Origin of the sequence: Pseudomonas hamedanensis (genome assembly GCF_014268595.2) — a bacterium.
GTDB classification, from domain to species: domain Bacteria; phylum Pseudomonadota; class Gammaproteobacteria; order Pseudomonadales; family Pseudomonadaceae; genus Aquipseudomonas; species Aquipseudomonas hamedanensis.
The window spans coordinates 3,390,371-3,414,246 of record NZ_CP077091.1 but is presented as its reverse complement, the minus strand read 5'-3'; the positions used below and the strand labels follow the sequence as shown (position 1 = coordinate 3,414,246).

The following is a 23,876-nucleotide window of genomic DNA, read 5'->3' as shown; positions in this document are numbered from 1 at the left end:
CCGCACGTCATGTGCCTGCGTTAGTCTGACCGTTCCCTGCTGTCTGCCGAGCTTTCCATGCCTGACCTGCTAGACCGCTACCCGCTGAGCGCGGGTACTTATCACGAACTGCTCGACGGCAGCGGCGCGGTGCGCCCGCATTGGCAGCGGCTGTTCGATCAGTTACAGCGCAGCAGTCCCGCGCAACTGGTGCAGCGGCAGGCCTTGCTGACGCGGCAGATTCAGGAAAACGGCGTCACGTACAACGTCTATGCCGATCCGAAAGGGGCTGATCGGCCGTGGGAACTGGATCTGTTGCCCCATGTGATCGCTGCCGATGAATGGCAGCACCTGGCGGCCGGCATCGCGCAACGCGCCCGGCTGCTCAATGCCGTGCTGGCGGATCTGTACGGCCCGCAACGGCTGATCAGCGAAGGCCTGCTGCCGGCAGAACTGGTGTTCGGCCACAACAATTTTCTCTGGCCCTGTCAGGGCATCGCTCCACCGGAGTCGGCCTTCCTGCACCTGTACGCCGTGGATCTGGCGCGCACGCCGGACGGTCGCTGGTGGGTCACCGCCGATCGCACCCAGGCGCCGTCCGGCGCGGGTTATGCGCTGGAAAACCGCACCATCGTTTCACGTGCCTTCCCCGAGCTGTACCGCGATCTGAAGGTTCAGCACCTGGCCGGGTTCTTCCGCACGTTGCAGGAAACCCTGGCGCGACAGGCGCCCGGCGAGGACGACACGCCGCTGGTGGTCCTGCTGACGCCGGGGCGTTTCAACGAAAGCTACTTCGAGCATCTGTACCTCGCCCGCCAGCTTGGTTATCCACTGGTCGAAGGCGGTGATCTGACCGTGCGCAATGCCACGGTGTACCTGAAAACCCTCAGCGGTCTGCGCCGGGTGCACGCGATCATGCGCCGCCTCGACGACGATTTCTGCGATCCGCTGGAACTGCGTACCGATTCGGCGCTGGGCGTCCCCGGTCTGCTCGAGGCGGTGCGTCAGGGGCGGGTGCTGGTCGCCAACGCGCTGGGCAGCGGAGTCCTGGAATCCCCGGGGCTGCTGGGGTTTCTACCGAAGATCAATCAGTACCTGTTCGGCGAGGAACTGATCCTGCCGTCCATTGCGACCTGGTGGTGCGGTGAAGCGCCGGTGCTGGCGCAGGCACTGGAAAAACTCCCGGAGCTGTTGATCAAACCCGCGTTCCCTTCGCAAAGCTTCGCTCCGGTTTTTGGCCGGGACCTTAATGAAACACAGCGCCACGCACTGGCGGAGCGCATGCAGGCGCGGCCCTATGCCTATGTCGCCCAGGAACTGGCGCAGCTCTCGCAGGCGCCGGTCTGGCAAGCTGAAGAAGGCCATGTGCAACCCCGGGCAATCGGCATGCGCATGTACGCAGTGGCCAGTCACGACGGCTACCGCGTGCTGCCCGGCGGGCTGACACGCGTGGCGGCCGACGCCGATGCCGAAGTGGTGTCGATGCAGCGCGGCGGTGCGAGCAAGGACACCTGGGTGCTGGGCGACCGTGCGCCGAGTGGCGAGCAGTGGAAGGCGCAGCGCAATATTGGTGTGCACGATCTGGTGCGGCGCGATCCTTACCTGCCCTCGCGGGTGGTGGAGAACCTGTTCTGGTTCGGCCGTTATTGTGAACGCTGCGATGACAGCGCGCGGCTGCTGCGCATCATGCTGGCGCGCTACGTCGATGGCGATGATCCGCAGGCGTTGCAGGCGGCGGTCGATCTTGGCGAACGGCTGGCGTTGCTGCCGGACGAGGGTGAGCTGCCGGAACGCCTGCTCGCTGCGCTGTTGGGCGAGGACTGGTCGTTCAGCCTGCGCGCCAACCTGCAACGCTTGCAGTGGGCTGCCTCGCAGGTGCGCGGCAAGCTCTCCCGGGAGAACTGGCAAGCGCTGGTTGAATTGCAGCGTGAAGCCATGGAGCTGGACACCGACCAGCCGGATTTTGGCGAACTGCTGGATTTCCTCAACCGTCTGGTGATGTCGCTGGCGGCGCTGTCGGGGTTTGCGCTGGATGACATGACCCGCGACGAAGGCTGGCGCTTTCTGATGATCGGCCGGCGCATCGAGCGCCTGCAGTTTCTCAGCGCCAGTCTGGCCGCGTTTCTGCGCGGCGCGGGTGCGTTCGATCAAGCGGGGCTGGAATGGCTGCTCGAACTGGGTAACAGCAGCATCACCTACCGCTCGCGATATCTGGCGGTGGCGCAATTGATTCCGGTCCTCGATCTGTTGCTGCTGGATGATCAGAACCCGCACGCGGTGTTGTTTCAGTTGAAACTGGTCACCCGCACGTTGAAACGCTTGAACGACGATTTCGGCGCTCCCCGCGAAACCGGTTTGCCGCAGCTGGTCGAGCGCCTGTCGCGGTTTGAGCTGGGTTGCCTGGAAAACCCGTTGTTCGGCAAGTCCAGCGTGCGTGCCGCGCTCGACGGCCTGGCGGATCTGCTGCAAGACATTGCCGAGGCCAGCGGACAAGTCTCGGACCGGTTGGCCCTGCGCCATTTCGCACATGTCGATGATGTCAGCCAGCGCACGGTGTCCGTCTGATGAGCGCCCATTACCAGATCTTTCACGACACCAGCTATCACTACGACAGCCCGGTATCCCTCGCGCAGCAACTGGCGCATCTGTGGCCACGTGAGTGCGACTGGCAGCGCTGCACCGAACAGCAACTGCTGATCAGTCCGGAGCCGACGGTGCGGCGTGATGAGCTGGACGTGTTTGGCAATCCGCTGACCCGGCTGGCGTTCGAGCGACCGCATGATCAGTTGCAGGTCAACGCGCGGCTCACCGTTGAAGTGCTGGCGCGTCCTGCGCTGGATTTCAATCAATCGCCGGCGTGGGAGCAGACCCGTGATGCGCTCACCTACAGTAGCCAGCCGTTATCTGCCGACTTGCTTGAAGCCTGTCGCTACCGGTTCCAGTCGCCCTATGTGCACTTGAAGCGCAGCTTCGTCGAGTTTTCACAAAGCTGTTTCCCGGCTGGACGTCCGCTGCTGCTGGGTGTGCAGGACTTGATGCAGAAGATTTTCAGCGAATTCACCTTCGATGCCGAAGCCACCCAGGTGGCGACGCCGCTGGTAGAAGTGCTGGAGCGTCGGCGTGGTGTGTGCCAAGACTTCGCGCACTTGATGCTGGCTTGCGTGCGCTCGCGCGGGCTGGCGGCGCGTTATGTCAGCGGCTACCTGCTGACCCAGCCACCACCGGGGCAGCCACGCCTGATCGGCGCCGATGCGTCCCATGCCTGGGTTTCGGTGTTTTGCCCGGTGCTCGGGTGGGTGGATTTTGATCCGACCAACAACGTGCAGCCGGCGCTGGAACACATCACCTTGGCCTGGGGCCGTGACTTTTCTGATGTGTCGCCGTTGCGCGGGGTGATTCTTGGTGGGGGTAATCACGACCCGGAAGTGCGGGTTACGGTGATGCCTCAGGAATAACGCAGATCAAACTGTAGGAGTGAGCCTGCTCGCGATAGCGGTGTGTCAGCAGCGAATGTTTTACCTGACACACCGCTATCGCGAGCAGGCTCACTCCTACAAGGGAAATGGGGTGTTTTGAGGAGGGCTGTGAGGGCCGGCAGCAAAACCGCCAGCCCTGTCACAAATCCGCAGGGTCTGATTCGATCATCAAACCCGGTGGGGCTCAGGCGTCGGGCGCCTGCTCTTTCGGTGCATCGGGTGCATCAACATCATCATCCGTCGCCACTTCACCGTCGGGGTTCAGTGCCGCTTCCTCAGCGGTTTGTTTCTTGCGCTGAAGCTTTTCCTCTTTCTTCTGTTCCTTTGCCAGGTCTCGTTGACGTTTGGCGAAGGAGTAATTGGGTTTGGCCATGGGCGATCCTCTAGGTCGAAGGTGAGGTTGAGCGGCGCGTATTCTGCCCTGTATCGGCGTCCGGGGGTTAACCGGGTTTTTGATCGACCCACTTTGGCGTGACGGTCGGCTGCCATTGATCGAGCGCATCAAGCAGGGTATCTGGCGATTCGCTCACTTGCAGCATGTCACGGTGTGGCGCACGAACGAAGCCTTCGCCGACGATATGGTCGAGAAAAGCCGTGAGTTTGCTGTAGAAACCGTTTACTTCCAGCAGACCCAGCGGCTTGCCATGATAGCCGAGCTGACCCCACGTCCAGACTTCGAACAGCTCTTCCAGTGTGCCGAGACCGCCGGGCAGGGCGATAAACGCATCGCTGAGTTCGGCCATCCGCGCCTTGCGCGCGTGCATGCCATCGACCACTTCCAGGCGCGTCAGGCTTTTGTGGCCGATTTCCTTGTCCATCAGGCTCTGCGGGATGATGCCGATCACTTCGCCGCCGGCGGCCAGTGCGGCGTCAGCGACAACGCCCATCAAACCCACGGCGCCACCGCCGTAAACCAGCGTCAACTGACGTTCGGCTAGCACCCGGCCGAGGGCGACAGCCGCTTCGGTGTAAGCCGCAACGCTGCCGGCGTTGGCACCACAAAAAACACACACGGACTTCAAAGACATGCCTTACTCCTGAGTCAATCCGTCACAGGGTAATGGCTGGCGAGCTTCGATCCAAGGGCTAAACTTCGCGTTCGGGCGATTCAAAGCTGCCGCTGGCGCCACAGGCGTAAGCGGCGAGCAAGCTGCACAACAGACCGTTAAAAAACATGACAGGCACTCCGTCTCAATGGATGGGCCGATCATAAGTCTGGCCAAGTCATCTGGCCGTTAGATTGTGTCGATGAGTGTCATAGCCTGAAAGTTGTATACAATCTTTGACACAAGTCATAGGAACTTGCGAAGATTTCAGGCAGTCTTTCCACCACTCGTGTTTTGTTAACCCTGCCTTGGAGATTCACCATGTTTTCCAAAGTTGTTGCGGTATCCCTGCTGGCGCTGGCCAGCAGCCAATTGATGGCTGCCGAATGCAAAACCACCGTTGACTCCACCGATCAGATGTCCTTCAACACCAAGGAAATCGTGATCGACAAGAGCTGCAAGACCTTCACCGTCGAACTGACCCACTCCGGTAGCCTGCCGAAGAATGTCATGGGCCATAACCTGGTGATCAGCAAAGAAGCGGACATGCAGCCGATCGCTACGGACGGCCTGGCAGCCGGTATCGACAAGAATTATCTGAAGGATGGCGACGCGCGCATCATCGCCCACACCAAGATCATCGGTGCCAAGGAAACCGATTCGGTGACCTTCGATGTGTCGAAGCTGAATGCCGCTGAAAAATACGGTTTCTTCTGCTCGTTCCCGGGCCACATTTCGATGATGAAAGGCACTGTCACCCTGAAGTAATTTTGGGGCCAGCGCTTACACCAGACACGCCGCTGCGCGATGACCGCCAGCGGCGTTTTTGCGTCTGGCGTGGTGTGTACGAATCTTTACCGTTCGTCTAAATGGCGCCCATACCTGTTATTTCTAACAGTAGACCGCTCTTTCAAGGGCGCGGTTAGATGAATCCTCGTTCTTGGCGATTACGAAGAGGATTCACCACATGGATGGCAACAGCAGGAAATCGACCTTTGCGGATCTGAAAATCACTAAGGTGATTGCGGGTGGGAAGGAAGTTTTCGATGGCAGCGTGATTTTTTACCCAAGAGCCAACTTCACCATCACCGGGCCGGGGAACGCTATCCTGCAGCTCCTTATCGATGGTGTCGCCAAACATAACAGCCAGACAAACGCGGCTGGCGACGGATTTTTTCTGGTAGATAACCTTCCTGAAGGACTGCACGAGTATCGGCTGGCCCATGAGGAGGATGAGCCCTCCGATCCCTTTGCGTTGACTTCGGTTGTAACGAAACCCTTCATCCAAACGCTGGAAGATTCCAGCGGGCCGGTAGAAAACGGAGGCCAGACTGAAGAGACGGATCTGCTGATCAAAGGCTTCGCGAAGGAAGGGCAGATAAAGATCCTCAATGGTGCTGACGTTGAACCGATCGCTACATTTGAGGTGGAGCGTGACCGCAGTTGGGGCGGCAATCTCAATCTGACAACGGGGCAAGTCTACTCACTCAAAGCAAGGGCGGATGACAGGAAGGACTCCGACATCTACACCGTTACAGTAGGAAAGGTGTCCGAAAACGAGGTCAAGATTACTTCGCTGGAGGATTCGACAGGGGCCATAGCAGACGGTGGAACTACCGCAGACACCAAACTGAAGATCAGCGGTTCGGCAGAGGACGGCGAGATCAAGCTGCTGGAGGGTGCCAACACGGAGCCGGTTGCCACGTTTACGGCGGCGGATGGCGTCTGGGGTGGCGATTTTGAGCTCGCCGCTGGCGAAACTTACGTGCTGAAAGCCCAGGCGGAGGGTGGCGAAGAGTCTGGCACCTACACCGTGACTGTCAGTAAAACGCCCGGAGGCGAAGTCAAGATTATCCGGATTGAAGATTCCGAAGGGACGCTGGTACCGGACAAGGGAACTACCGCAGACACCAAGCTGAAGATTATGGGATCGGCAGAGGACGGCTATATCACGTTGCTGACAGATGGCGACTTGGAACCGATTGACACGTATATGGTGATGGATGGCAGCTGGAGCGGCGAGCTCGAGCTAGCAGATGGCCAGACCTATGCGCTCAAAGCCCAAGCGGATGACGGCCAAGAGTCTGAGGTCTACACCGTGATTATCAGCGAGGCGCCTGGGGATAGGGTTTCTATTACTGCTCTGACAGGCGAATCTGGAAGGGTATTTCACCTGACGGTTACGACGGACACCGAGCTTACGATTACCGGTACAGCTAGCTCAAGCAAGGTAGAGGTGATGGATATAGGTGGAGTGATCAAGACCATTGACGTGCTCAATGGTAACTGGGAAGGCGAGCTCGCTTTCTCAAGTGACACAAGACATATATTGGCTGCCAAGTCACCGACGGGCGTTCCGGGGCAGCACATAGAGTTCTATGTCGGCGAAGCGAAACAGCCTGAAATCACGCGAATTCAGGAAATCGGCGGAGACGGCAAAGATCTGCAGGATGGCGACGAGACTACGGTGACGACTCTTTCGTTCACGGGTAAGGCTGCGGGACATTTCGTAGGAACGTTACGCAATGGTGAGACAACTGTGATGCCATTTTACGTTGACTTGGATAGTAGCTGGCAAGCAACAGCTTCGTTGCTGGAGCCCGGTGTATACGTGTTCAAGGCAGTGGCACGTTTCGGGAGCGAATCTGCACCGATCACGATTACGGTCAAAGCCCCCGAAAATCTTGAAGCACGGCAGGAGCGCTGATCGAAAATCTCCGCGTACCGCGGCCGAAGCTGTCGCAGACAGCGATAATTCGACTTTCATACTCGAAAGCCGGATCGCCGCCTGCGGCAGCTTTTGCCGTTATTTACCTCCTCAAGGAGCAAACGGCATGACCCGCTTGTGGTGGGTCTTGTTGTACGTATCGACAATGATCTTCGCCGCCTCGTCACGCACCGTTTCACCGTGCAGAAACGCATCAATCTCGGTATACGTCACGCCATGCGCCGCTTCGTCCGGTTTGCCCGGTGACAGATCTTCAAGGTCGGCAGTCGGCACTTTCTCGACCAACGACTCCGGCGCACCGAAGCTGCGGGCAATCGCGCGAACCTGATTTTTTACCAGGCCGCTGAGCGGGGCGAGGTCACAGGCGCCGTCGCCGAACTTGGTGAAGAAGCCCATCACCGCTTCCGCCGCATGGTCAGTGCCAATCACCAAGCCGCCAGCCGCGCCGGCAATCGTGTACTGCGCAACCATGCGCATCCGCGCCTTGGTATTGCCGAGCACAAAATCCACCGACGCCGCCGGTTTGCCTTCGAAAGCAGAGACCTGAGCAGCCAGCGCTTTGACCGCCGGGCCGATATTGACTGTGTGGATCTCGTCAGGGCCGATGCAATCGAGCGAAGCCTTGGCGTCGTGCTCGTCGAACTGGGTTTCGTACGGCAGGCGCACGGCGATGAATTTGTAACGGTCATCGCCGGTTTTCTCGCGCAGCTCACGCATTGCGCGTTGGGCCAAAAGGCCTGCGGTCAGCGAATCGACGCCGCCGCTGATGCCCAGCACCAAGGCCTTGAGTCCGGAATTGACCAGGCAATCCTGGATGAAGGTGATGCGCCGGGCCACTTCCGCCTGTAGGGCCTGGTCGTCGGCGAATGGCGCTTGCACCTTGAGCTGCTCAGCAATCTCACGCTGTACGGCTTGCATGAATTCACTCCTTGCTAGATAGACTGGATTCGGCAGGAACCTGGAACACGTGTCGCAAATAGGCGACGAAATTCGGATCTTTGCAGTGGGTCTTGCCTGGCTCGTCGGAGATCTTCGCCACCGGCTGGCCGTTGCAGGCGGTCATTTTAAGCACGATGCTCATCGGTTCGACACCCGGAATGTCGCAGGTCAGGTTGGTACCGATGCCGAAGCTCACATTGATGCGACCGTGCAGCGCGCGGAAAATCTCCAACGATTTCGGCAGGGTCAGACTGTCGGAGAACACCAGGGTCTTGCTCATCGGGTCGATGCCGAGCTTGTGATAGTGCGCGATGCACTTCTCGCCCCAGGCCACCGGGTCCCCGGAGTCATGGCGCAGGCCGTCGAAGAGCTTGGCGAAGAACAAATCGAAATCGCCGAGGAAGGCATCGGTGGTGATGCAGTCGGTGAGGGCGATGCCGAGCAGGCCACGGTACTCGCGAACCCAGCAATCAAGCGCTGCAATCTGGCTGTCGATCAGCCGCGGGCCGAGTTGCTGATGGGCCATGATCCACTCGTGAGCCATGGTGCCCAGCGGTTTCATGTCCAGCTCGCGGGACAGATGTACGTTGCTGGTGCCGACGAAACGCCCCGGGAAATCGTGCTTTAGCACGTTGACCACTTCCGCCTGCACACCAAAGGAAAAGCGCCGACGCGTGCCGAAATCGGCAACTTGCAGTTGCGCCAGTTCATCGGCCGAGGCGTTAGCGGTCAGCCAGTCGAACTTGCGATAAAGCTGTTCGCGTGCCTGCTCCAGAGACGTGTCGCGGTAGCGATAGCGGTTGCGCACTTCGCTGACGATGGCCAGTAGCGGCACTTCGTAGAGAATCACATGCAGCCACGGACCGCGCAGACGGATGAACAGCTCGCCGTTCTCGATACCGGTGTGCAGGTAGCGCAGGTTGAAGCGGAACAGACCGAGAAAACGCAGGAAATCCGGTTTCAGGAAAGTGATGCGCTCGAGAAAACTCAACTGATCGGCACTCAGGCTCAGCTCGGCCAGGCGCTCGATCTGGAAACGGATCTCGGCCAGATACGGGCGCAGGTCCTCGGCGTTGCGGCAGCGAAACTCCCATTCGACTTCGACGTTGGGGTAGTTGTGCAGCACCGCCTGCATCATCGTCAGCTTGTAGAAGTCGGTGTCGAGCAGGTTCTGCACGATGCGATCGGCAAACACACTCTCGCTCATAAACGGGGTCTCCAGTTGCGCCGCGCCTTGCGCGGTCTATATCGATGGCGCTAGTGGCGCATATCAGCGGTGGGGATTGCCAGCATTTTTTCAGAACACCGCCGATCCACTGTGGGAGCGGGCTTGCTCGCGAATGCGGTAAACCAGCCACTCTTGCATCGACTGATACACCGCTTTCGCGAGCAAGCCCGCTCCCACAAAAAGGGCCAGGTCAGTTTCAAGCCGGGCTATCGATTTGCGCCAGCATCCATTTGACGAAGTCGCGCACCTTCGGCACTTCCGCCGCGTGTTCCGGATAGGCCAGGTAATAGGCGTCGCTGCTGGGCATGGCGTGTTGCCAGGGTATGACCAGTTTGCCCTCGGCCAATTCCTCCTCCACCAGAAACCGCGGCAGCAGCGCCACACCACAGCCGACTTGTGCGGCCCGAATGCACATATAAAAGGTCTCGAAACGCGGCCCGTGGTAGCTGTGTTCGGTGTGGTAGCCCTGACTGTCGAACCAGTCGTGCCAAGCCTGAGGGCGCGAAGCATTTTGCAGCAACACCAGATCGGTGAGTTGCGTCGGGTCAGTGAATGGCGTGTCGGGCAGGCTACCGGGTGCACAGACCGGCACCAGTTCTTCGCCGAACAGTTTCAGGCATTCCGTGCCCGGTCGCGATGCCTGGCCGAAATAGAACGCCAGATCGCTACGCCCCTGTAACAGATCATCCGCCTCTTGCTCGTTGCACAAATCCAGATGAATCGACGGGTGGCGCAGGCGCCAGCCTTTCAGGCGCGGCACCAGCCAGCGCGCGCCGAAGGTCGATGGCGTGGAGACACGCAGGACTTCGGTCTCGCCGCCGTAGGAACGCAGGTAATGGGTCGACATTTCCACCTGAGAAAGGATTTTCCTGACTTCCACCAAGTACAAATCCCCGGCCGGCGTCATTTGCAAGCGGCGACGCACGCGGCGGAACAGCAAGTGCTGCAACAATTCTTCAAGCTGAGCGACCTGCTTGCTCACCGCACTCTGGGTCAGGTTCAGCTCTTCGGCGGCGCGGGTGAAACTCAGGTGCCGGGTCACCGCTTCGAAGCACTGCAACGCAGTGATTGAGGGCAAGTGGCGTTTGTTCAGCATGGCCAGTCCTTTTTATTGTCTTTCTACACGCAGCATGAATAAACGGAATGATATCTGGCGTAAAGGTCGTTTGTTGCATTGCCCTGGTGACGCTACAACTAAAGGCCTGCCCGGCCATGGAAAGAATGGCCGCACACCTACTGTTTTTGTGTAAGGAGAGACCCATGGTTGCCGCATTGCTTGATCGTCTGGGGGTAAACCCGGCCCTGTACCAGAACGGCAAAGTGCCGGTGCATTCGCCTGTCGACGGCAGCTGCATTGCCTCGGTGAACTGGGAAGGCGCCGCCGAAGTCGAGCAGCACATCAGTCGCGCCGATCATGCATTCGAGCAGTGGCGCAAGGTACCGGCACCGCGTCGCGGCGAGCTGGTGCGTCAATTCGGTGAAGTGCTGCGCGAATACAAGAACGATCTGGGCGAGCTGGTTTCCTGGGAAGCCGGCAAGATCACCCAGGAAGGTCTGGGTGAAGTGCAGGAGATGATCGACATCTGCGACTTCGCCGTCGGCCTGTCGCGCCAGTTGTACGGTCTGACCATCGCCTCCGAGCGACCGGGCCACCACATGCGTGAGACCTGGCATCCGCTCGGCGTGGTCGGGGTGATCAGCGCGTTCAACTTTCCGGTCGCGGTGTGGGCGTGGAACACCACGCTGGCGCTGGTCTGCGGCAACCCGGTGGTGTGGAAACCCTCAGAGAAAACTCCGCTGACGGCGCTGGCCTGTCAGGCGCTGTTTGATCGCGTAGTGAAGAATTTCAGCGATGCACCGGCGAGCCTTTGCCAAGTAGTGATCGGCGGTCGCGATGCCGGCGAAGCGCTGGTCGATGATCCGCGTGTCGCCCTGATCAGCGCCACCGGCAGCACGCGCATGGGCCGCGAAGTAGCGCCGAAAGTCGCCGCGCGCTTCGCCCGCAGCATTCTCGAACTGGGCGGTAACAACGCGATGATCCTCGCCCCGAGTGCCGATCTGGACATGGCCGTGCGCGCGATTCTGTTCAGCGCCGTCGGCACCGCCGGGCAACGCTGCACGACCTTGCGTCGACTGATCGCTCACGAATCGGTCAAGGAAGAAATCGTCACGCGCCTCAAGGCTGCCTACTCGAAAGTGCGCATCGGCCATCCGCTGGAAGGCAATCTGGTCGGCCCGCTGATCGACAAGCACAGCTTCGAAAACATGCAGGATGCGTTGGAGCAGGCACTGAGCGAAGGCGGGCGTGTGTTCGGCGGCAAGCGTCAACTGCAAGAGCAGTTTCCCAACGCCTATTACGTTTCGCCGGCCATCGTCGAAATGCCCGAGCAGAGCGACGTGGTCTGCAGTGAAACCTTCGCGCCGATTCTTTACGTGGTCGGCTACAGCGATTTTGAAGAAGCGCTGCGCCTGAACAATGCCGTGCCGCAAGGCCTGTCATCGTGCATCTTCACCACCGACGTGCGCGAGGCCGAGCAGTTCATGTCGGCGGTCGGCAGCGACTGTGGGATTGCCAACGTCAACATTGGCCCGAGCGGCGCCGAAATTGGCGGCGCGTTTGGTGGCGAGAAAGAGACTGGCGGCGGTCGCGAATCCGGCTCCGATGCCTGGCGCGCGTACATGCGCCGGCAGACCAACACCGTCAACTATTCGCTGGAATTGCCGTTGGCGCAGGGCATTACCTTCGATTGACAAGGGAAGATCCCCTGTAGGAGTGAGCCTGCTCGCGATAGCAATCTGTCAGTCAGCATTGATGTTGAATGTGCCGACGTCATCGCGAGCAGGCTCACTCCTACATTGATTTGTGTGTTTGTTGGGTTTCTGTTGGAGTCTGGCAATGCCGTTACGCGAAGAATGTCTGTGGGAAAAGCTCACGCCACAACGGCCGGATAATTCGGCGCTCAGGGGCGAGGTCAAGGTCGATGTCTGCGTGATCGGCGCCGGGTTCACCGGGTTGTCGGCGGCGCTGCATCTGTTGGAAAAAGGTAAAAGCGTCTGCGTGCTGGAGGCTCATCGCGCAGGGAACGGCGGCTCCGGGCGCAACGTCGGGCTGGTCAATGCCGGCATGTGGATTCCACCGGACGAGATCGAAGCCGGTTTTGGCGAGGCGATCGGCAGTCAGCTCAACCGCATGCTCGGCGCGGCGCCGGCGCTGGTGTTCAGCCTTGTGGACAAGTACGGCATCGATTGCCAGTTGCGCCGCGAAGGCACCTTGCACATGGCGCACAACGCCAAGGGCGAGGCGGACTTGCGCAGTCGCGAGCAGCAATGGAAACGCCGTGGCGCGCCGGTTGAATTACTCACCGGCAAGGCCTGCGAACAAGCCACCGGCACGCAGAAGATCGCCGCCGCGCTGCTGGATCGCCGCGCCGGCACGCTCAATCCGATGGCGTATGTCACCGGCCTGGCGAACGCGGTCATCGGTCTCGGCGGGCAGATGTTCGACCATTCTGCTGTGACTCGACTCGAACGCGTCGGCCAGCAATGGTCGGTGCAGACCGGGCAGGGTTCGGTGCTCGCCGAACAAGTGGTCATCGCCTCCAATGCCTACACCGAAGGCGACTGGACCGAGCTCAAGCGCAATTTTTTCCCCGGTTATTATTATCAGGTCGCCTCGGTGCCGCTCACCGAGGACGCCGCGCAGGCAATTCTTCCCGGCGGGCAGGGCTCGTGGGATACCCGTCAGGTGCTGAGCAGCATTCGTCGCGACAAGGACGGCCGTCTGTTACTCGGCAGTCTGGGCAATGGCAACCAGAAACCGACCTGGTTTCTCAAGGCCTGGGCCGACCGGGTGCAGCAACATTACTTCCCCAATCTGAAGCCGGTCGAGTGGGAATGCACCTGGACCGGGCGCATCGCATTTACCCCTGATCATCTGATGCGCCTGTTCGAACCGGCGCCTGGGCTGGTGGCCGTTACCGGTTATAACGGTCGTGGCGTGACGACCGGCACCGTGGTTGGCAAGGCCTTCGCCGATTACCTGTGCAATGGCGATCCACAAGCACTGCCGATTCCCTTTGCACCGATGCAGCCCTTGGCGGGCGCTGGCCTGCGCAGTTGCCTGTACGAGGCCGGATTTTCGCTGTACCACGCGGGCCAGTGCCTGCGCATTGTCATTTGAGTGTTGAAATTTGTTGCTGCGAGCGGCGCTTTTGCATCGAGCGACTAGCCTGTAATGGTGCGGGTTGTAGCAGTCTCGCACCAGCAGTGTGCAGTTCGGTGACGCGGGCTGTTACAGGCTGGTTGCACGTCGTTTGCCGCTGCGGTTGCAATGATGGCGTGTGCGGGTTGCGCCTGAAAAAATAAATGGTTTCACCTTCCGCGGTTTAGACGGTTGCACGCCCAATGAAAATGGGAACGAAACAGTCGAAATAACAACAACACAGCGACTTTTTGCCGAATAAAAAACCGATGGCACGGGCCTTGCTCTGAGCTTTGAGTGAAGTGAAGTCGCAGTGCCAACTAAAAAAAACCTTGGAGCACCACCTCATGTCCCAGACGTTTTACAAGAAAGGCTTTCTGGCCCTCGCAGTGGCTACTGCGCTGGGTGTTTCTGCGTTTGCTCAAGCTGATATCAAGATCGGTGTAGCGGGTCCGATGACCGGTGCCAACGCGGCATTTGGCGAGCAGTACATGAAGGGTGCACAGGCGGCGGCCGACGCGGTCAACGCGGCAGGTGGTGTCAACGGGGAAAAAATCGTCCTGGTCAAGGGCGATGACGCCTGCGAACCGAAGCAGGCGGTGACGGTCGCCAAAGACCTCACCAACCAGAAAGTCGCCGGCGTGGTCGGTCACTTCTGCTCCTCCTCGACCATTCCCGCGTCGGAAATCTACGACGAAGCCGGGATCATCGCGATCACCCCGGGCTCGACCAACCCGCAAGTCACCGAGCGTGGCTTGAGTGCCATGTTCCGTATGTGCGGGCGTGACGACCAGCAAGGCATCGTTGCCGGCGACTACATCGTCGACATGCTCAAAGGCAAAAAGGTTGTCGTGCTGCACGACAAGGACACCTACGGCCAAGGCCTGGCGGACGCCACCAAGGCACAGCTGGAAAAACGCGGCGTCAAGCCGGTGCTGTACGAAGGCCTGACCCGTGGCGAGAAAGACTTCAGCACCATCGTCACCAAGATCCGTGGCGCTGGCGCCGATGTCGTCTACTTCGGTGGCCTGCACCCGGAAGCCGGTCCACTGGTTCGTCAACTGCGTGAGCAAGGCCTCAAAGACGTCAAGTTCATGTCCGATGACGGCATCGTTACCGACGAACTCGTCACCACCGCTGGCGGCCCGCAATTCACCGATGGCGTGCTGATGACCTTCGGCGCCGACCCGCGCCTGCTGCCAGACAGCAAAACCGTAGTGGACGCGTTCCGCAAGGCCGGTACCGAGCCTGAGGGCTACACCCTGTATGCCTACGCTTCGGTGCAAACCCTGGCGGCAGCGTTCAACGGTGCCAAGAAGAACGACGGCGAAGCGGCTGCCAAGTGGCTCAAGGCCAACCCGGTGAAAACCGTGATGGGCGAGAAGACCTGGGATGCCAAGGGCGACCTGAAAGTCTCCGACTACGTGGTTTACCAGTGGGACAAGGATGGCAAATATCACCAGCTGGAAAAGCAGAAGTAAGGGCTGAGGCGATCATCTGATCACCACGGTTCCTTTGTAGGAGTGAGCCTGCTCGCGATAGCGGTTGAGCATTCAACACCTGTGTTGCCTGTCAGTCCGCAATCGCGAGCAGGCTCACTCCTACAGGGGACGGTGGCGGCTGATGATCGCTCTCCGACATTGCTCCGACGTACATCTGTATTTTTCCTAGAAGAACCGCGCGCCCCGGTGCGCAGGTTCTCACTGCGTGAGATTGCGTTATGGATGGTATTTTCCTGCAGCAACTGGTCAATGGCCTGACCCTCGGGTCGGTCTATGGCCTGATCGCCATCGGCTACACAATGGTCTACGGCATCATCGGCATGATCAACTTCGCCCACGGCGAGGTTTACATGATTTCCGCTTACCTGGCGGCAATCAGTCTGGCTCTGCTGGCGTACTTCGGTATCGAATCCTTCCCGCTGCTGATGCTCGGCACGTTGATCTTCACCATCGTCGTCACGGCGGTGTATGGCTGGGTCATCGAGCGAGTCGCCTACAAACCCCTGCGCAACTCCACCCGGCTGGCGCCGCTGATCAGCGCCATCGGTATTTCGCTGATTCTGCAGAACTACGCGCAGATCGCCCAAGGCGCCAAACAACAGGGCGTGCCTACGCTGCTGACCGGTGCCTGGCGTGTTGAAGTCGGAACCGGCTTCGTGCAACTGACCTACACCAAAGTCTTCATCCTGATCGCCGCGTTCGTCGGCATGGGTCTGCTGACCTACATCATCAAATACACCAAGCTCGGCCGCATGTGCCGCGCGACCCAGCAAGACCGCAAGATGGCCTCGATCCTGGGGATCAACACCGACCGGGTAATTTCCTATGTGTTCATCATCGGTGCAGCCATGGCGGCACTGGCCGGCGTACTGATCACCATGAACTACGGCACGTTCGACTTCTATGCCGGCTTCATCATCGGCATCAAGGCGTTCACCGCGGCGGTCCTCGGTGGTATCGGTTCACTGCCCGGCGCGATGCTCGGCGGGATCATTCTCGGCATCTCCGAGTCGCTGTTCTCCGGTCTGGTCAACTCCGACTACAAAGACGTGTTCAGCTTCTCGCTGCTCGTCCTCGTACTGGTCTTCCGGCCGCAGGGCCTGTTGGGCCGTCCTCTTGTGTCGAAGGTGTAAGCGATGTCTGCAACCACTGAAAAATCCATCGATATCAAAAAAAGTCTGGTCGAGGCGATTCTGGCTGGCCTGATTGCGCTGATCGTGTTCGGGCCGATTGTCGGTGTCGTACTTGACGGTTACAGCTTCAACCTCGAAGCGACCCGCGTGGCGTGGATCATAGCCATCGTCATGGCCGGTCGCTTTGCCCTCAGCCTGTTCCTGCAAACGCCCAAGGGCCTGAAGATCCTCGACGGATTCGAGAGCAGCGGCTCCGGTGTGCACGTGCTGCCGGCGGATTACAAATCGCGGCTGCGCTGGATCATCCCGCTGATCATTGTGCTGGCGATCATCGTGCCGTTTGTTTCCAACTCCTACCTGCTCGGCGTGGTCATCCTCGGTTTGATCTACGTGCTGCTGGGGCTGGGGCTGAACATTGTGGTCGGTCTGGCCGGCCTGCTCGATCTGGGTTACGTGGCGTTTTACGCCATCGGCGCCTACGGTCTGGCGCTGGGTTACCAGTATCTGGGCCTGGGATTCTGGACGGTGCTGCCATTGGCAGCGATCACGGCGGGCCTGGCCGGTTGCATTCTGGGTTTCCCGGTGTTGCGCCTGCACGGTGACTATCTGGCAATCGTGACCCTGGGCTTCGGTGAAATCATTCGTCTGGTGCTCAACAACTGGCTGTCGCTGACGGGCGGACCGAACGGCATGCCGGCGCCACTGCCGACCTTCTTCGGTCTGGAGTTCGGCAAGCGCGCGAAGGATGGCGGGGTGCCGTTTCACGAGTTCTTCGGCATCGCCTACAACCCCGACGTGAAGTATTACTTCATCTACGCGGTGTTGTTCCTGGTGGTGCTGGCGGTGCTGTACGTCAAGCATCGCCTGGTGAAAATGCCGGTCGGCCGCGCCTGGGAAGCCCTGCGTGAGGACGAGATCGCCTGTCGCTCGATGGGCCTCAACCACGTACTGGTCAAACTCTCGGCGTTTACCATCGGTGCGTCGACGGCGGGTCTGGCCGGGGTGTTCTTCGCCACCTACCAAGGTTTCGTCAACCCGACCTCGTTTACCTTCTTCGAATCGGCGCTGATTCTCGCCATCGTCGTGCTCGGCGGCATGGGCTCGACCATCGGTGTGGTCATCGCCGCATTCGTGCTCACCGTCGCTCCGGAACTGCTGCGCGGCTTCGCTGAATACCGCGTGCTGCTGTTCGGCATTCTGATGGTGTTGATGATGATCTGGCGACCACGCGGGCTGATCCGCATCAGCCGCACCGGGGTCAAACCACGCAAAGGTGCCATTCACTACGAGAGGACTGCGCCATGAGTGAAGTCGTACTCTCTGTTGAAAAACTGATGATGCATTTCGGCGGCATCAAGGCCTTGAGTGATGTCAGCCTGAAGGTCAAACGCAACTCGATCTTCGCCCTGATCGGCCCCAACGGCGCCGGCAAGACCACGGTGTTCAACTGCCTGACCGGATTTTATAAGGCCACGGGCGGCAAGATCGAACTCAACGTGCGCGGGCAGTAGACTAACGTCATCCAGTTGCTGGGCGAGTCGTTCAAACCGACCGACTTCGTCTCGCCGAAATCCTTCCTCAGCCGGCTGTATTACAAAATGTTCGGCGGCACCCATCTGGTCAACCGCGCCGGTCTGGCTCGCACGTTCCAGAACATTCGCCTGTTCAAGGAAATGTCGGTGCTGGAAAACCTGCTGGTGGCGCAGCACATGTGGGTCAACCGCAATATGCTCGCCGGCATCCTCAACACCAAGGGCTACCGCAAGGCCGAAAGCGACGCGCTGGATTGCGCGTTCTACTGGCTGGAAGTGGTCGACCTGGTGGACTGTGCCAACCGCCTGGCCGGTGAGCTGTCCTACGGCCAGCAGCGCCGCCTGGAAATCGCCCGGGCCATGTGCACACGGCCGCAGATCATCTGTCTCGACGAACCGGCCGCCGGCCTCAACCCTCAGGAAACCGAAGCGCTGAGCGCGATGATCCGGCTGCTGCGCGACGAGCACGATCTGACCGTGGTGCTGATCGAACACGACATGGGCATGGTCATGAGCATTTCCGATCACATCGTGGTGCTCGACCACGGCATCGTCATCGCCGAGGGCGGGCCGGAAGCGATCCGCAACGACCCGAAAGTGATTGCGGCCTATCTGGGCGCCGACGAAGAGGAACTGGTATGAGCCAAGCGATCCTCGAACTGAAAAACCTCGATGTGTTCTACGGCCCGATCCAGGCGCTCAAAGGCGTTTCGCTGCAGATCAACGAAGGCGAAACCGTCAGCCTGATCGGCTCCAACGGCGCGGGCAAATCGACGTTGTTGATGTCGATCTTCGGCCAGCCACGGGCGGCGGGCGGGCAGATCCTTTATCAAGGCGTCGACATTACCCACAAGTCCTCGCACTACATCGCTTCCAACGGCATCGCGCAATCGCCGGAAGGGCGGCGGGTGTTCCCTGACATGACCGTCGAGGAAAACCTGTTGATGGGCACCATCCCGATTGGCGACAAGTACGCCAAAGAGGACATGCAGCGCATGTTCGAGCTGTTTCCACGGCTCGAAGAACGGCGTACGCAACGGGCGATGACCATGTCCGGTGGCGAGCAGCAAATGCTCGCCATCGCCCGTGCGTTGATGAGCCGGCCGAAGCTGTTGCTGCTCGATGAGCCGAGCCTGGGGCTGGCACCGATCGTGGTGAAGCAGATCTTTGCGACACTGCGTGAGCTGGCGAAAACCGGCATGACGATCTTTCTGGTCGAGCAGAACGCCAACCATGCGCTGAAGTTGTCGGATCGGGCGTACGTGATGGTCAACGGCGAGATTCGCCTGACGGGTACGGGTAAAGAACTGCTGGTGAACGAGGAAGTGCGTAACGCCTATCTGGGCGGACACTGAATTTTCCCGCTGTATACACAGCCCCGGCGACGAAAAGTCCCGGGGCTTTTTTATCCCCAAGCTCGCCACTACCCCCTGTAGGAGTGAGCCTGCTCGCGATAGCGGTGGGTCAGTCACTTCAGATGTTGGCCAATTTACCGCTATCGCGAGCAGGCTCACTCCTACAGGGGAATTGCGCGAGTTCGGAATTGTGGAAAACAAATTCCCCAAGCTGCCAAAGCGCGACATATAGACGCTGCAAACGGCTGTTTTTCCACAGTTTTGACTTGTCCCCGTTTGCTGTGGAGCTGGCTGTGAATAACGTGGGTGTATGTGGTCGCAGGCCTTATGGCGCAAGGCTTTCAGGGTTGTGGTTGTTTTTTGATCAGGCGATTTCAAGCAAGCGTTAGGCGCTATTGTCAACCTTTTTATAGGGCGGCTGACCGGCCTGCTCACGGGTAGTCGAGCCTGTGGATAAGTCTGTGATTAAACTCTGGAAAGACTGCGCTGAGGGCCGTAATTGCTGGCCTCGCGCGATCACGATGTTGAGCCATCGGTCGTGCAAAATGCCATGTCCCGCACATCCATTGCCTCAGGGTCAAGCAAAAAACTTTGCATTTCGCCCGCAAAGCCTTGTGGGGCGCGGCTTGGCGCCGTTGCACTTGCCCCCGAAAACTGTGGAGCAGACTGTGGATAACATGCGTGCACATGGCTACAGGCCACGGTCGCTATGGCGTTGGCGCGGTTGGTCGTTTTTTGTACAGATTGTAGGTGTTGCCCGTGAATGCGAGGGCGGGCATGCTGCCTGCTGATTTTCTATTCCAAGGGCCGCCGCGGTGGCCGAAGCAAGGAGAACACGATGTCCAACACCCTGTTTATCACCGGTGCGACCTCCGGTTTTGGTGAAGCCTGTGCCCGTCGTTTTGCCGAGGCCGGCTGGAAACTGGTGCTGACCGGTCGTCGTGAGGAACGCCTCAATGCCCTGTGTGCCGAACTGTCGAAGCAGACTGAAGTGCACGGTCTGGTTCTCGACGTACGTGACCGCAAGGCGATGGAGGAGGCGATTGCCAACCTGCCGCCATCGTTCGCCAAACTGCGCGGCCTGATCAACAACGCCGGCCTGGCGCTGGGCGTGGACCCGGCGCCGAAGTGCGATCTGGACGATTGGGACACCATGGTCGATACCAACGTCAAAGGTCTGATGTACGCCACCCGCCTGCTGCTGCCGCGCTTGATTGCTCATGGGCGTGGCGCCGGTATCGTCAACCTCGGCTCCATCGCTGGCAACTATCCGTATCCGGGCAGCCACGTGTATGGCGCGACCAAAGCGTTCGTCAAACAGTTCTCGCTGAACCTGCGTTGCGACCTGCAAGGCACCGGCGTGCGGGTCAGCAACATCGAACCCGGCCTGTGCGAAAGCGAGTTCTCGCTGGTACGGTTTGCCGGTGACCAGGAGCGCTATAACGCGACCTATGCCGGTGCCGAGCCGATCCAGCCGCAGGACATCGCCGAGACGATTTTCTGGGTGATGAACACCCCGGCGCACATCAACATCAACAGCCTGGAGCTGATGCCGGTGAGCCAGACCTGGGCCGGGTTTGCCATCGAACGTAACAAAGCCTGATACCTGATCCTGTGGCCAGAGATTGCTCCCGCTGGGGTGCGAAGCGCCTCTGCTCTTCAACTCAGCAAGAAGCAGGGCCTGCTGCGCAGTCCAGCGGGAGCAAGCTCCCTCGCCACATAATCGGGCGAAAACCGCTGATAAGGTAAACTCCCCTCGCAACAACCCCACCGCACCCTGCGGTGTTTCAGGTTTTTCGAGGAGTCAAAGTGAGTAACCGAGGTGAGCAGGCACTGCTCAAACAATCGACACTGCTGATGTTTGCCGTGGCGATCGCCGGGATCGTCACCGGTTTTGTTTCAGGTTCGCAATCCATCCTGTTCGATGGTTTTTTTTCGCTGATCGCAACCTTCATCAAAGTCCTGATGCTGATCACCGCCAGGTTGATCGCCAAACAAAGCAATCAGCGCTTCCAGTTCGGTTTCTGGCACCTGGAACCGATGGTGCTGCTGATCGAAGGCAGTTTCCTGCTGTTGATCGCCATCTACGCGTTTCTCAACGGCGTGTTCGGCATCATCAACGGAGGGCGTGAGATCGAGTTGGGTCTGGTGATCGTTTATGCCGCGGTGTTTACGGTGGTCGAGTTCGCCTATTTCTTCTACGTGCGCCACCGTAATCGCCAACTCAAATCCAGCCTGATCCAGTTCGACAACATCAGTTGGCTGGTCGACGCGATGCTTTCGGTGGGGTTGTTGATCAGTTTCCTTGCGGCGCTGTTGCTCAGGTCCCAGGGGTACGGCGAGTGGGCGGTGTATGTCGACCCGCTGATCCTGATCGTATTGGCGCTGACCATGTTGCCACCGGCGTTCAAGATCCTCGGCCCGGCGTTACGCGATGTGCTGGGGATTGCCCCGGACGTCCTCGATGATCAGGTGCGTCAGGTCATGGACGCAGCGAAGGTCACGCATGGTTTCGACGATTATGTGTCCTACGTGCAAAAGCACGGACGGGCGCGGTTTATCGAGATTCACGTGGTGTTGCCGGCGGATTATTCGCTGAGCAATGTCGGGCAACTGGATGCGTTGCGCGAGGAGATTTCGGCGCAGTTGGGCAAGCCGGATGCGGCGCGGTGGCTGACCATCAGCTTCACAGGCGACAAGAAGTGGATTGCCTGATCTGACCCGGATTTCGGCTGAGAACACAGTTGTGGCGAGGGGATTTATCCCCGCTGGGGCGCGCAGCGGCCCTGAAGAGAGCGGGGCCGCTGCGCAGCCCAGCGGGGATAAATCCCCTCGCCACAGTAAATCCCTTTTGCCATCAGGTCAGCGCAGATATTCAGCCAGTCCGCTATAGCAAGTCGCCAAGTGATATGGCGTGGTCGAGGGCATGTCCTTGCGACTGACCTCGCCGTTTTCATCCCGGCATTCATGCCACCCGCCAGCATGCAGAAACCGCTGCCGCAACGCCTGCAACTGGCGCAACACCACCGCTTCGCTGCCAGCGCGCAACGTCAGCGCGCGCAGGTATTCGGCTTGGGCCCAGATCCGCTGCGTCGAGTCCCTTGGCCGTCCATCACCTTCCAGATCGAGCATCGCCCGCACCGCGCCGCACGATTGCAGCACGCCGTACTGCTCGGTAAAGGCAAACGCTCGATCCAGCGCGCCATGCAGTTTCGAGCCACGCAACAGCGCCGACGATTGCAGCAGGAAATACCACTCGAACTGATGCCCCGGCTCGTACCAGTTATCCACAGCGCCCAGCGGCTTCTCCATCAGCACGCCATATTGCGGATCGACAAAATGCTTGTGCATGGCTGTGCATAACTCAAGCAGCGCCTTTTGCGTCTGCGGGTCTTCACGCACGGCGAGGGTCGCCAGAAAGGCTTCGGCCAGGTGCATCAACGGGTTTTGCAGCGGGCCGGTCTGCAGGGTGATCCAGTCGCGCTCAAGGCATGCTTCGTACAGGCCATCGCCAGTAGCGAAGCGTCGACCGATGATTTCAAGGGCGGCGTTCAACGTCGACTCGACCAGCGGATCGCCGGACTTCTGCCAGAAGTGCGCGCAGGCAAACAGGATGAAAGCGTGGGTATAGAGATCCTTGCGCACGTCCAGCGGTTTGCCCTGGGCATCGATGCTGTAAAACCAGCCACCGTGCTCGGCATCGTGGAAGTGCCGTTGCAAGGACCGGAACAACGCCGCCGCACGGACGTCTGCGTTATCCACAACCCCGATCAGACTGGAAAACAGATACAACTGCCGCGCACAGGCCATCGCCCGGTAGCGTTGCGCTGGCAATGGCTGGTGCGTGGCGTCCAGTGCCTCGTACGGTAGCGCCATGTCGGCGTTCCAGCCCGGGCCTTGCCACAGCGGCACGATCACGTTGAGGAAGTGCTGTTGCACATCGCCGAACAGGGCGGTCAATTCGGGCTGGGTGGTGGAGCGGCAAGCGTGGGGCATGGGCGGGCGTCGTCACGGGCTGGGGCGATTGCGCGACATGGTAGCAGAGCGGCAGCCTGATGAGACGCGGTGTCTGTCAGACCGCCTTCGCGAGCAGGCTCGCTCCCACATTGGATCTGTGGTGCGCACAAAACCTGTGGGAGCGAGCCTGCTCGCGAAGAGGCCAGTTCAGACAAAAAAATTAGCCTGCGAGCAACCACACCCCAGTCGCCGCCGACGCAGCCCCGGCCAGGCGCACCAGCGGCGCCGCTGCCTGCGGCAACACGCGAACCACGCCATAACCGACCGCATGCAACACCGCCGTCGCCACAACAAACCCGGCCGCATACGCCCACGGATTGCTCATCTGCGGCAACTCCAGCCCGTGCGCCACGCCATGGAACAGTGCAAACAGCGCCGTCGCTGCCACTGCCATCACCAGCGGCGGACGCACCGCCAGTGCCACGGCCAGGCCCAGCGCCAATACCGAAGCGGCGATCCCGCTCTCCAGCGCCGGCAACTCAAGCCCTTCAAAACCGAGCAAACCGCCCAGCAGCATGGTGCCGACAAAAGTGCACGGCAGCGCCCAGCGCGCCGCGCCTTGTTGCTGCGCCGCCCATAAACCGACGGCCAGCATTGCCAGCAAATGGTCGAGCCCGCCGATCGGGTGGCCGATGCCCGCGAGGAGGCCGCTGTCGCCATGCCCCGGATGAGCAAAGGCCAGCGCCGGTGTCAGCAGCAGCGCCGCAGCGCCAAGAAGGTGTTTGAGTGTCATGGCTAAG

General features: G+C 59.9%; 19 protein-coding genes and 1 pseudogene. 13 read left to right on the top strand and 7 right to left on the bottom strand.

The features are described from left to right. The first annotated feature begins 57 nt into the window (after positions 1 to 57). Positions 58 to 2,544, top strand: coding sequence for a circularly permuted type 2 ATP-grasp protein (locus HU739_RS14810; protein ID WP_186547622.1), 2,487 nt, complete (start codon positions 58 to 60; stop codon positions 2,542 to 2,544). After that, entirely contained in the window at positions 2,544 to 3,434 is an 891-nt protein-coding gene (locus tag HU739_RS14805) for a transglutaminase family protein (protein WP_186547620.1), read from the top strand. The genes HU739_RS14810 and HU739_RS14805 overlap by 1 nt, the downstream gene beginning before the upstream one ends. 205 nt (positions 3,435 to 3,639) lie before the next feature. On the opposite strand, the gene HU739_RS14800 is transcribed toward HU739_RS14805, so the two are convergent. Both HU739_RS14800 and HU739_RS14795 read right to left on the bottom strand, forming a co-directional pair. Then, complete coding sequence (locus tag HU739_RS14800; protein ID WP_186547618.1) at positions 3,640 to 3,828, bottom strand: hypothetical protein; 189 nt, start codon at positions 3,826 to 3,828, stop codon at positions 3,640 to 3,642. Between the two features lie 67 nt (positions 3,829 to 3,895). Beyond that, positions 3,896 to 4,483, bottom strand: coding sequence for an LOG family protein (locus HU739_RS14795; RefSeq protein ID WP_186547616.1), 588 nt, complete (start codon positions 4,481 to 4,483; stop codon positions 3,896 to 3,898). Between the two features lie 339 nt (positions 4,484 to 4,822). Between HU739_RS14795 and azu the strand changes: the two genes are divergently transcribed. Beyond that, positions 4,823 to 5,269, top strand: a complete 447-nt coding sequence (gene azu / locus HU739_RS14790; RefSeq protein WP_186547615.1) for an azurin — start codon at positions 4,823 to 4,825, stop codon at positions 5,267 to 5,269. Between the two features lie 199 nt (positions 5,270 to 5,468). Continuing rightward, the gene (locus HU739_RS14785; protein WP_186547613.1) at positions 5,469 to 7,208 is read left to right on the top strand and encodes a hypothetical protein; all 1,740 of its coding nucleotides are present in this window, start codon (positions 5,469 to 5,471) and stop codon (positions 7,206 to 7,208) included. 111 nt (positions 7,209 to 7,319) lie between these two features. On the opposite strand, the gene nadE is transcribed toward HU739_RS14785, so the two are convergent. The 3 genes from nadE to HU739_RS14770 all read right to left on the bottom strand — a co-directional run bounded on the left by nadE (position 7,320) and on the right by HU739_RS14770 (position 10,492). Then, the gene (gene nadE, locus HU739_RS14780) at positions 7,320 to 8,147 is read right to left on the bottom strand and encodes an ammonia-dependent NAD(+) synthetase (protein WP_186547610.1); all 828 of its coding nucleotides are present in this window, start codon (positions 8,145 to 8,147) and stop codon (positions 7,320 to 7,322) included. Between the two features lie 4 nt (positions 8,148 to 8,151). Next, entirely contained in the window at positions 8,152 to 9,375 is a 1,224-nt protein-coding gene (pncB, locus tag HU739_RS14775; protein WP_186547608.1) for a nicotinate phosphoribosyltransferase, read from the bottom strand. A gap of 217 nt (positions 9,376 to 9,592) precedes the next feature. Continuing rightward, complete coding sequence (locus HU739_RS14770) at positions 9,593 to 10,492, bottom strand: LysR family transcriptional regulator (protein ID WP_186547606.1); 900 nt, start codon at positions 10,490 to 10,492, stop codon at positions 9,593 to 9,595. Between the two features lie 164 nt (positions 10,493 to 10,656). Between HU739_RS14770 and amaB the strand changes: the two genes are divergently transcribed. The 9 genes and pseudogenes from amaB (at position 10,657) to HU739_RS14725 (ending at position 21,834) form a co-directional block, all read left to right on the top strand. Continuing rightward, on the top strand, positions 10,657 to 12,147 hold the full coding sequence (amaB, locus tag HU739_RS14765; protein ID WP_186547604.1) for an L-piperidine-6-carboxylate dehydrogenase: 1,491 nt from the start codon (positions 10,657 to 10,659) through the stop codon (positions 12,145 to 12,147). Positions 12,148 to 12,292: 145 nt separating this feature from the next. Then, positions 12,293 to 13,576, top strand: coding sequence for an L-pipecolate oxidase (gene amaA, locus HU739_RS14760; RefSeq protein WP_186547603.1), 1,284 nt, complete (start codon positions 12,293 to 12,295; stop codon positions 13,574 to 13,576). A gap of 368 nt (positions 13,577 to 13,944) precedes the next feature. Beyond that, a complete protein-coding gene (locus tag HU739_RS14755) occupies positions 13,945 to 15,078 on the top strand; it encodes an ABC transporter substrate-binding protein (RefSeq protein WP_186547601.1) in 1,134 nt (377 codons plus the stop codon). A gap of 239 nt (positions 15,079 to 15,317) precedes the next feature. Beyond that, positions 15,318 to 16,232: an ABC transporter permease subunit gene (locus HU739_RS14750; RefSeq protein ID WP_041480712.1), complete on the top strand. Its 915-nt coding sequence runs from the start codon at positions 15,318 to 15,320 to the stop codon at positions 16,230 to 16,232. A gap of 3 nt (positions 16,233 to 16,235) precedes the next feature. Next, positions 16,236 to 17,537: a high-affinity branched-chain amino acid ABC transporter permease LivM gene (gene livM, locus HU739_RS14745; RefSeq protein WP_186547599.1), complete on the top strand. Its 1,302-nt coding sequence runs from the start codon at positions 16,236 to 16,238 to the stop codon at positions 17,535 to 17,537. Beyond that, positions 17,534 to 18,406: pseudogene (locus tag HU739_RS14740) on the top strand (ABC transporter ATP-binding protein). Before livM ends, HU739_RS14740 begins: the two are co-directional and overlap by 4 nt. Then, on the top strand, positions 18,403 to 19,119 hold the full coding sequence (locus tag HU739_RS14735) for an ABC transporter ATP-binding protein (RefSeq protein ID WP_186547597.1): 717 nt from the start codon (positions 18,403 to 18,405) through the stop codon (positions 19,117 to 19,119). Before HU739_RS14740 ends, HU739_RS14735 begins: the two are co-directional and overlap by 4 nt. 838 nt (positions 19,120 to 19,957) lie before the next feature. Continuing rightward, entirely contained in the window at positions 19,958 to 20,722 is a 765-nt protein-coding gene (locus HU739_RS14730) for an SDR family oxidoreductase (RefSeq protein ID WP_186547595.1), read from the top strand. A 206-nt stretch (positions 20,723 to 20,928) separates the two neighbouring features. After that, the gene (locus HU739_RS14725) at positions 20,929 to 21,834 is read left to right on the top strand and encodes a cation diffusion facilitator family transporter (RefSeq protein WP_186547593.1); all 906 of its coding nucleotides are present in this window, start codon (positions 20,929 to 20,931) and stop codon (positions 21,832 to 21,834) included. A 147-nt stretch (positions 21,835 to 21,981) separates the two neighbouring features. Here the strand turns inward: HU739_RS14725 and HU739_RS14720 are convergent, their stop codons facing one another. Together HU739_RS14720 and HU739_RS14715 are read right to left on the bottom strand one after the other, a co-directional pair. Continuing rightward, positions 21,982 to 23,115, bottom strand: a complete 1,134-nt coding sequence (locus HU739_RS14720) for an AGE family epimerase/isomerase (RefSeq protein WP_186547591.1) — start codon at positions 23,113 to 23,115, stop codon at positions 21,982 to 21,984. Positions 23,116 to 23,296: 181 nt separating this feature from the next. Beyond that, positions 23,297 to 23,869: a HupE/UreJ family protein gene (locus HU739_RS14715; RefSeq protein WP_186547589.1), complete on the bottom strand. Its 573-nt coding sequence runs from the start codon at positions 23,867 to 23,869 to the stop codon at positions 23,297 to 23,299. Positions 23,870 to 23,876: the final 7 nt, after the last annotated feature.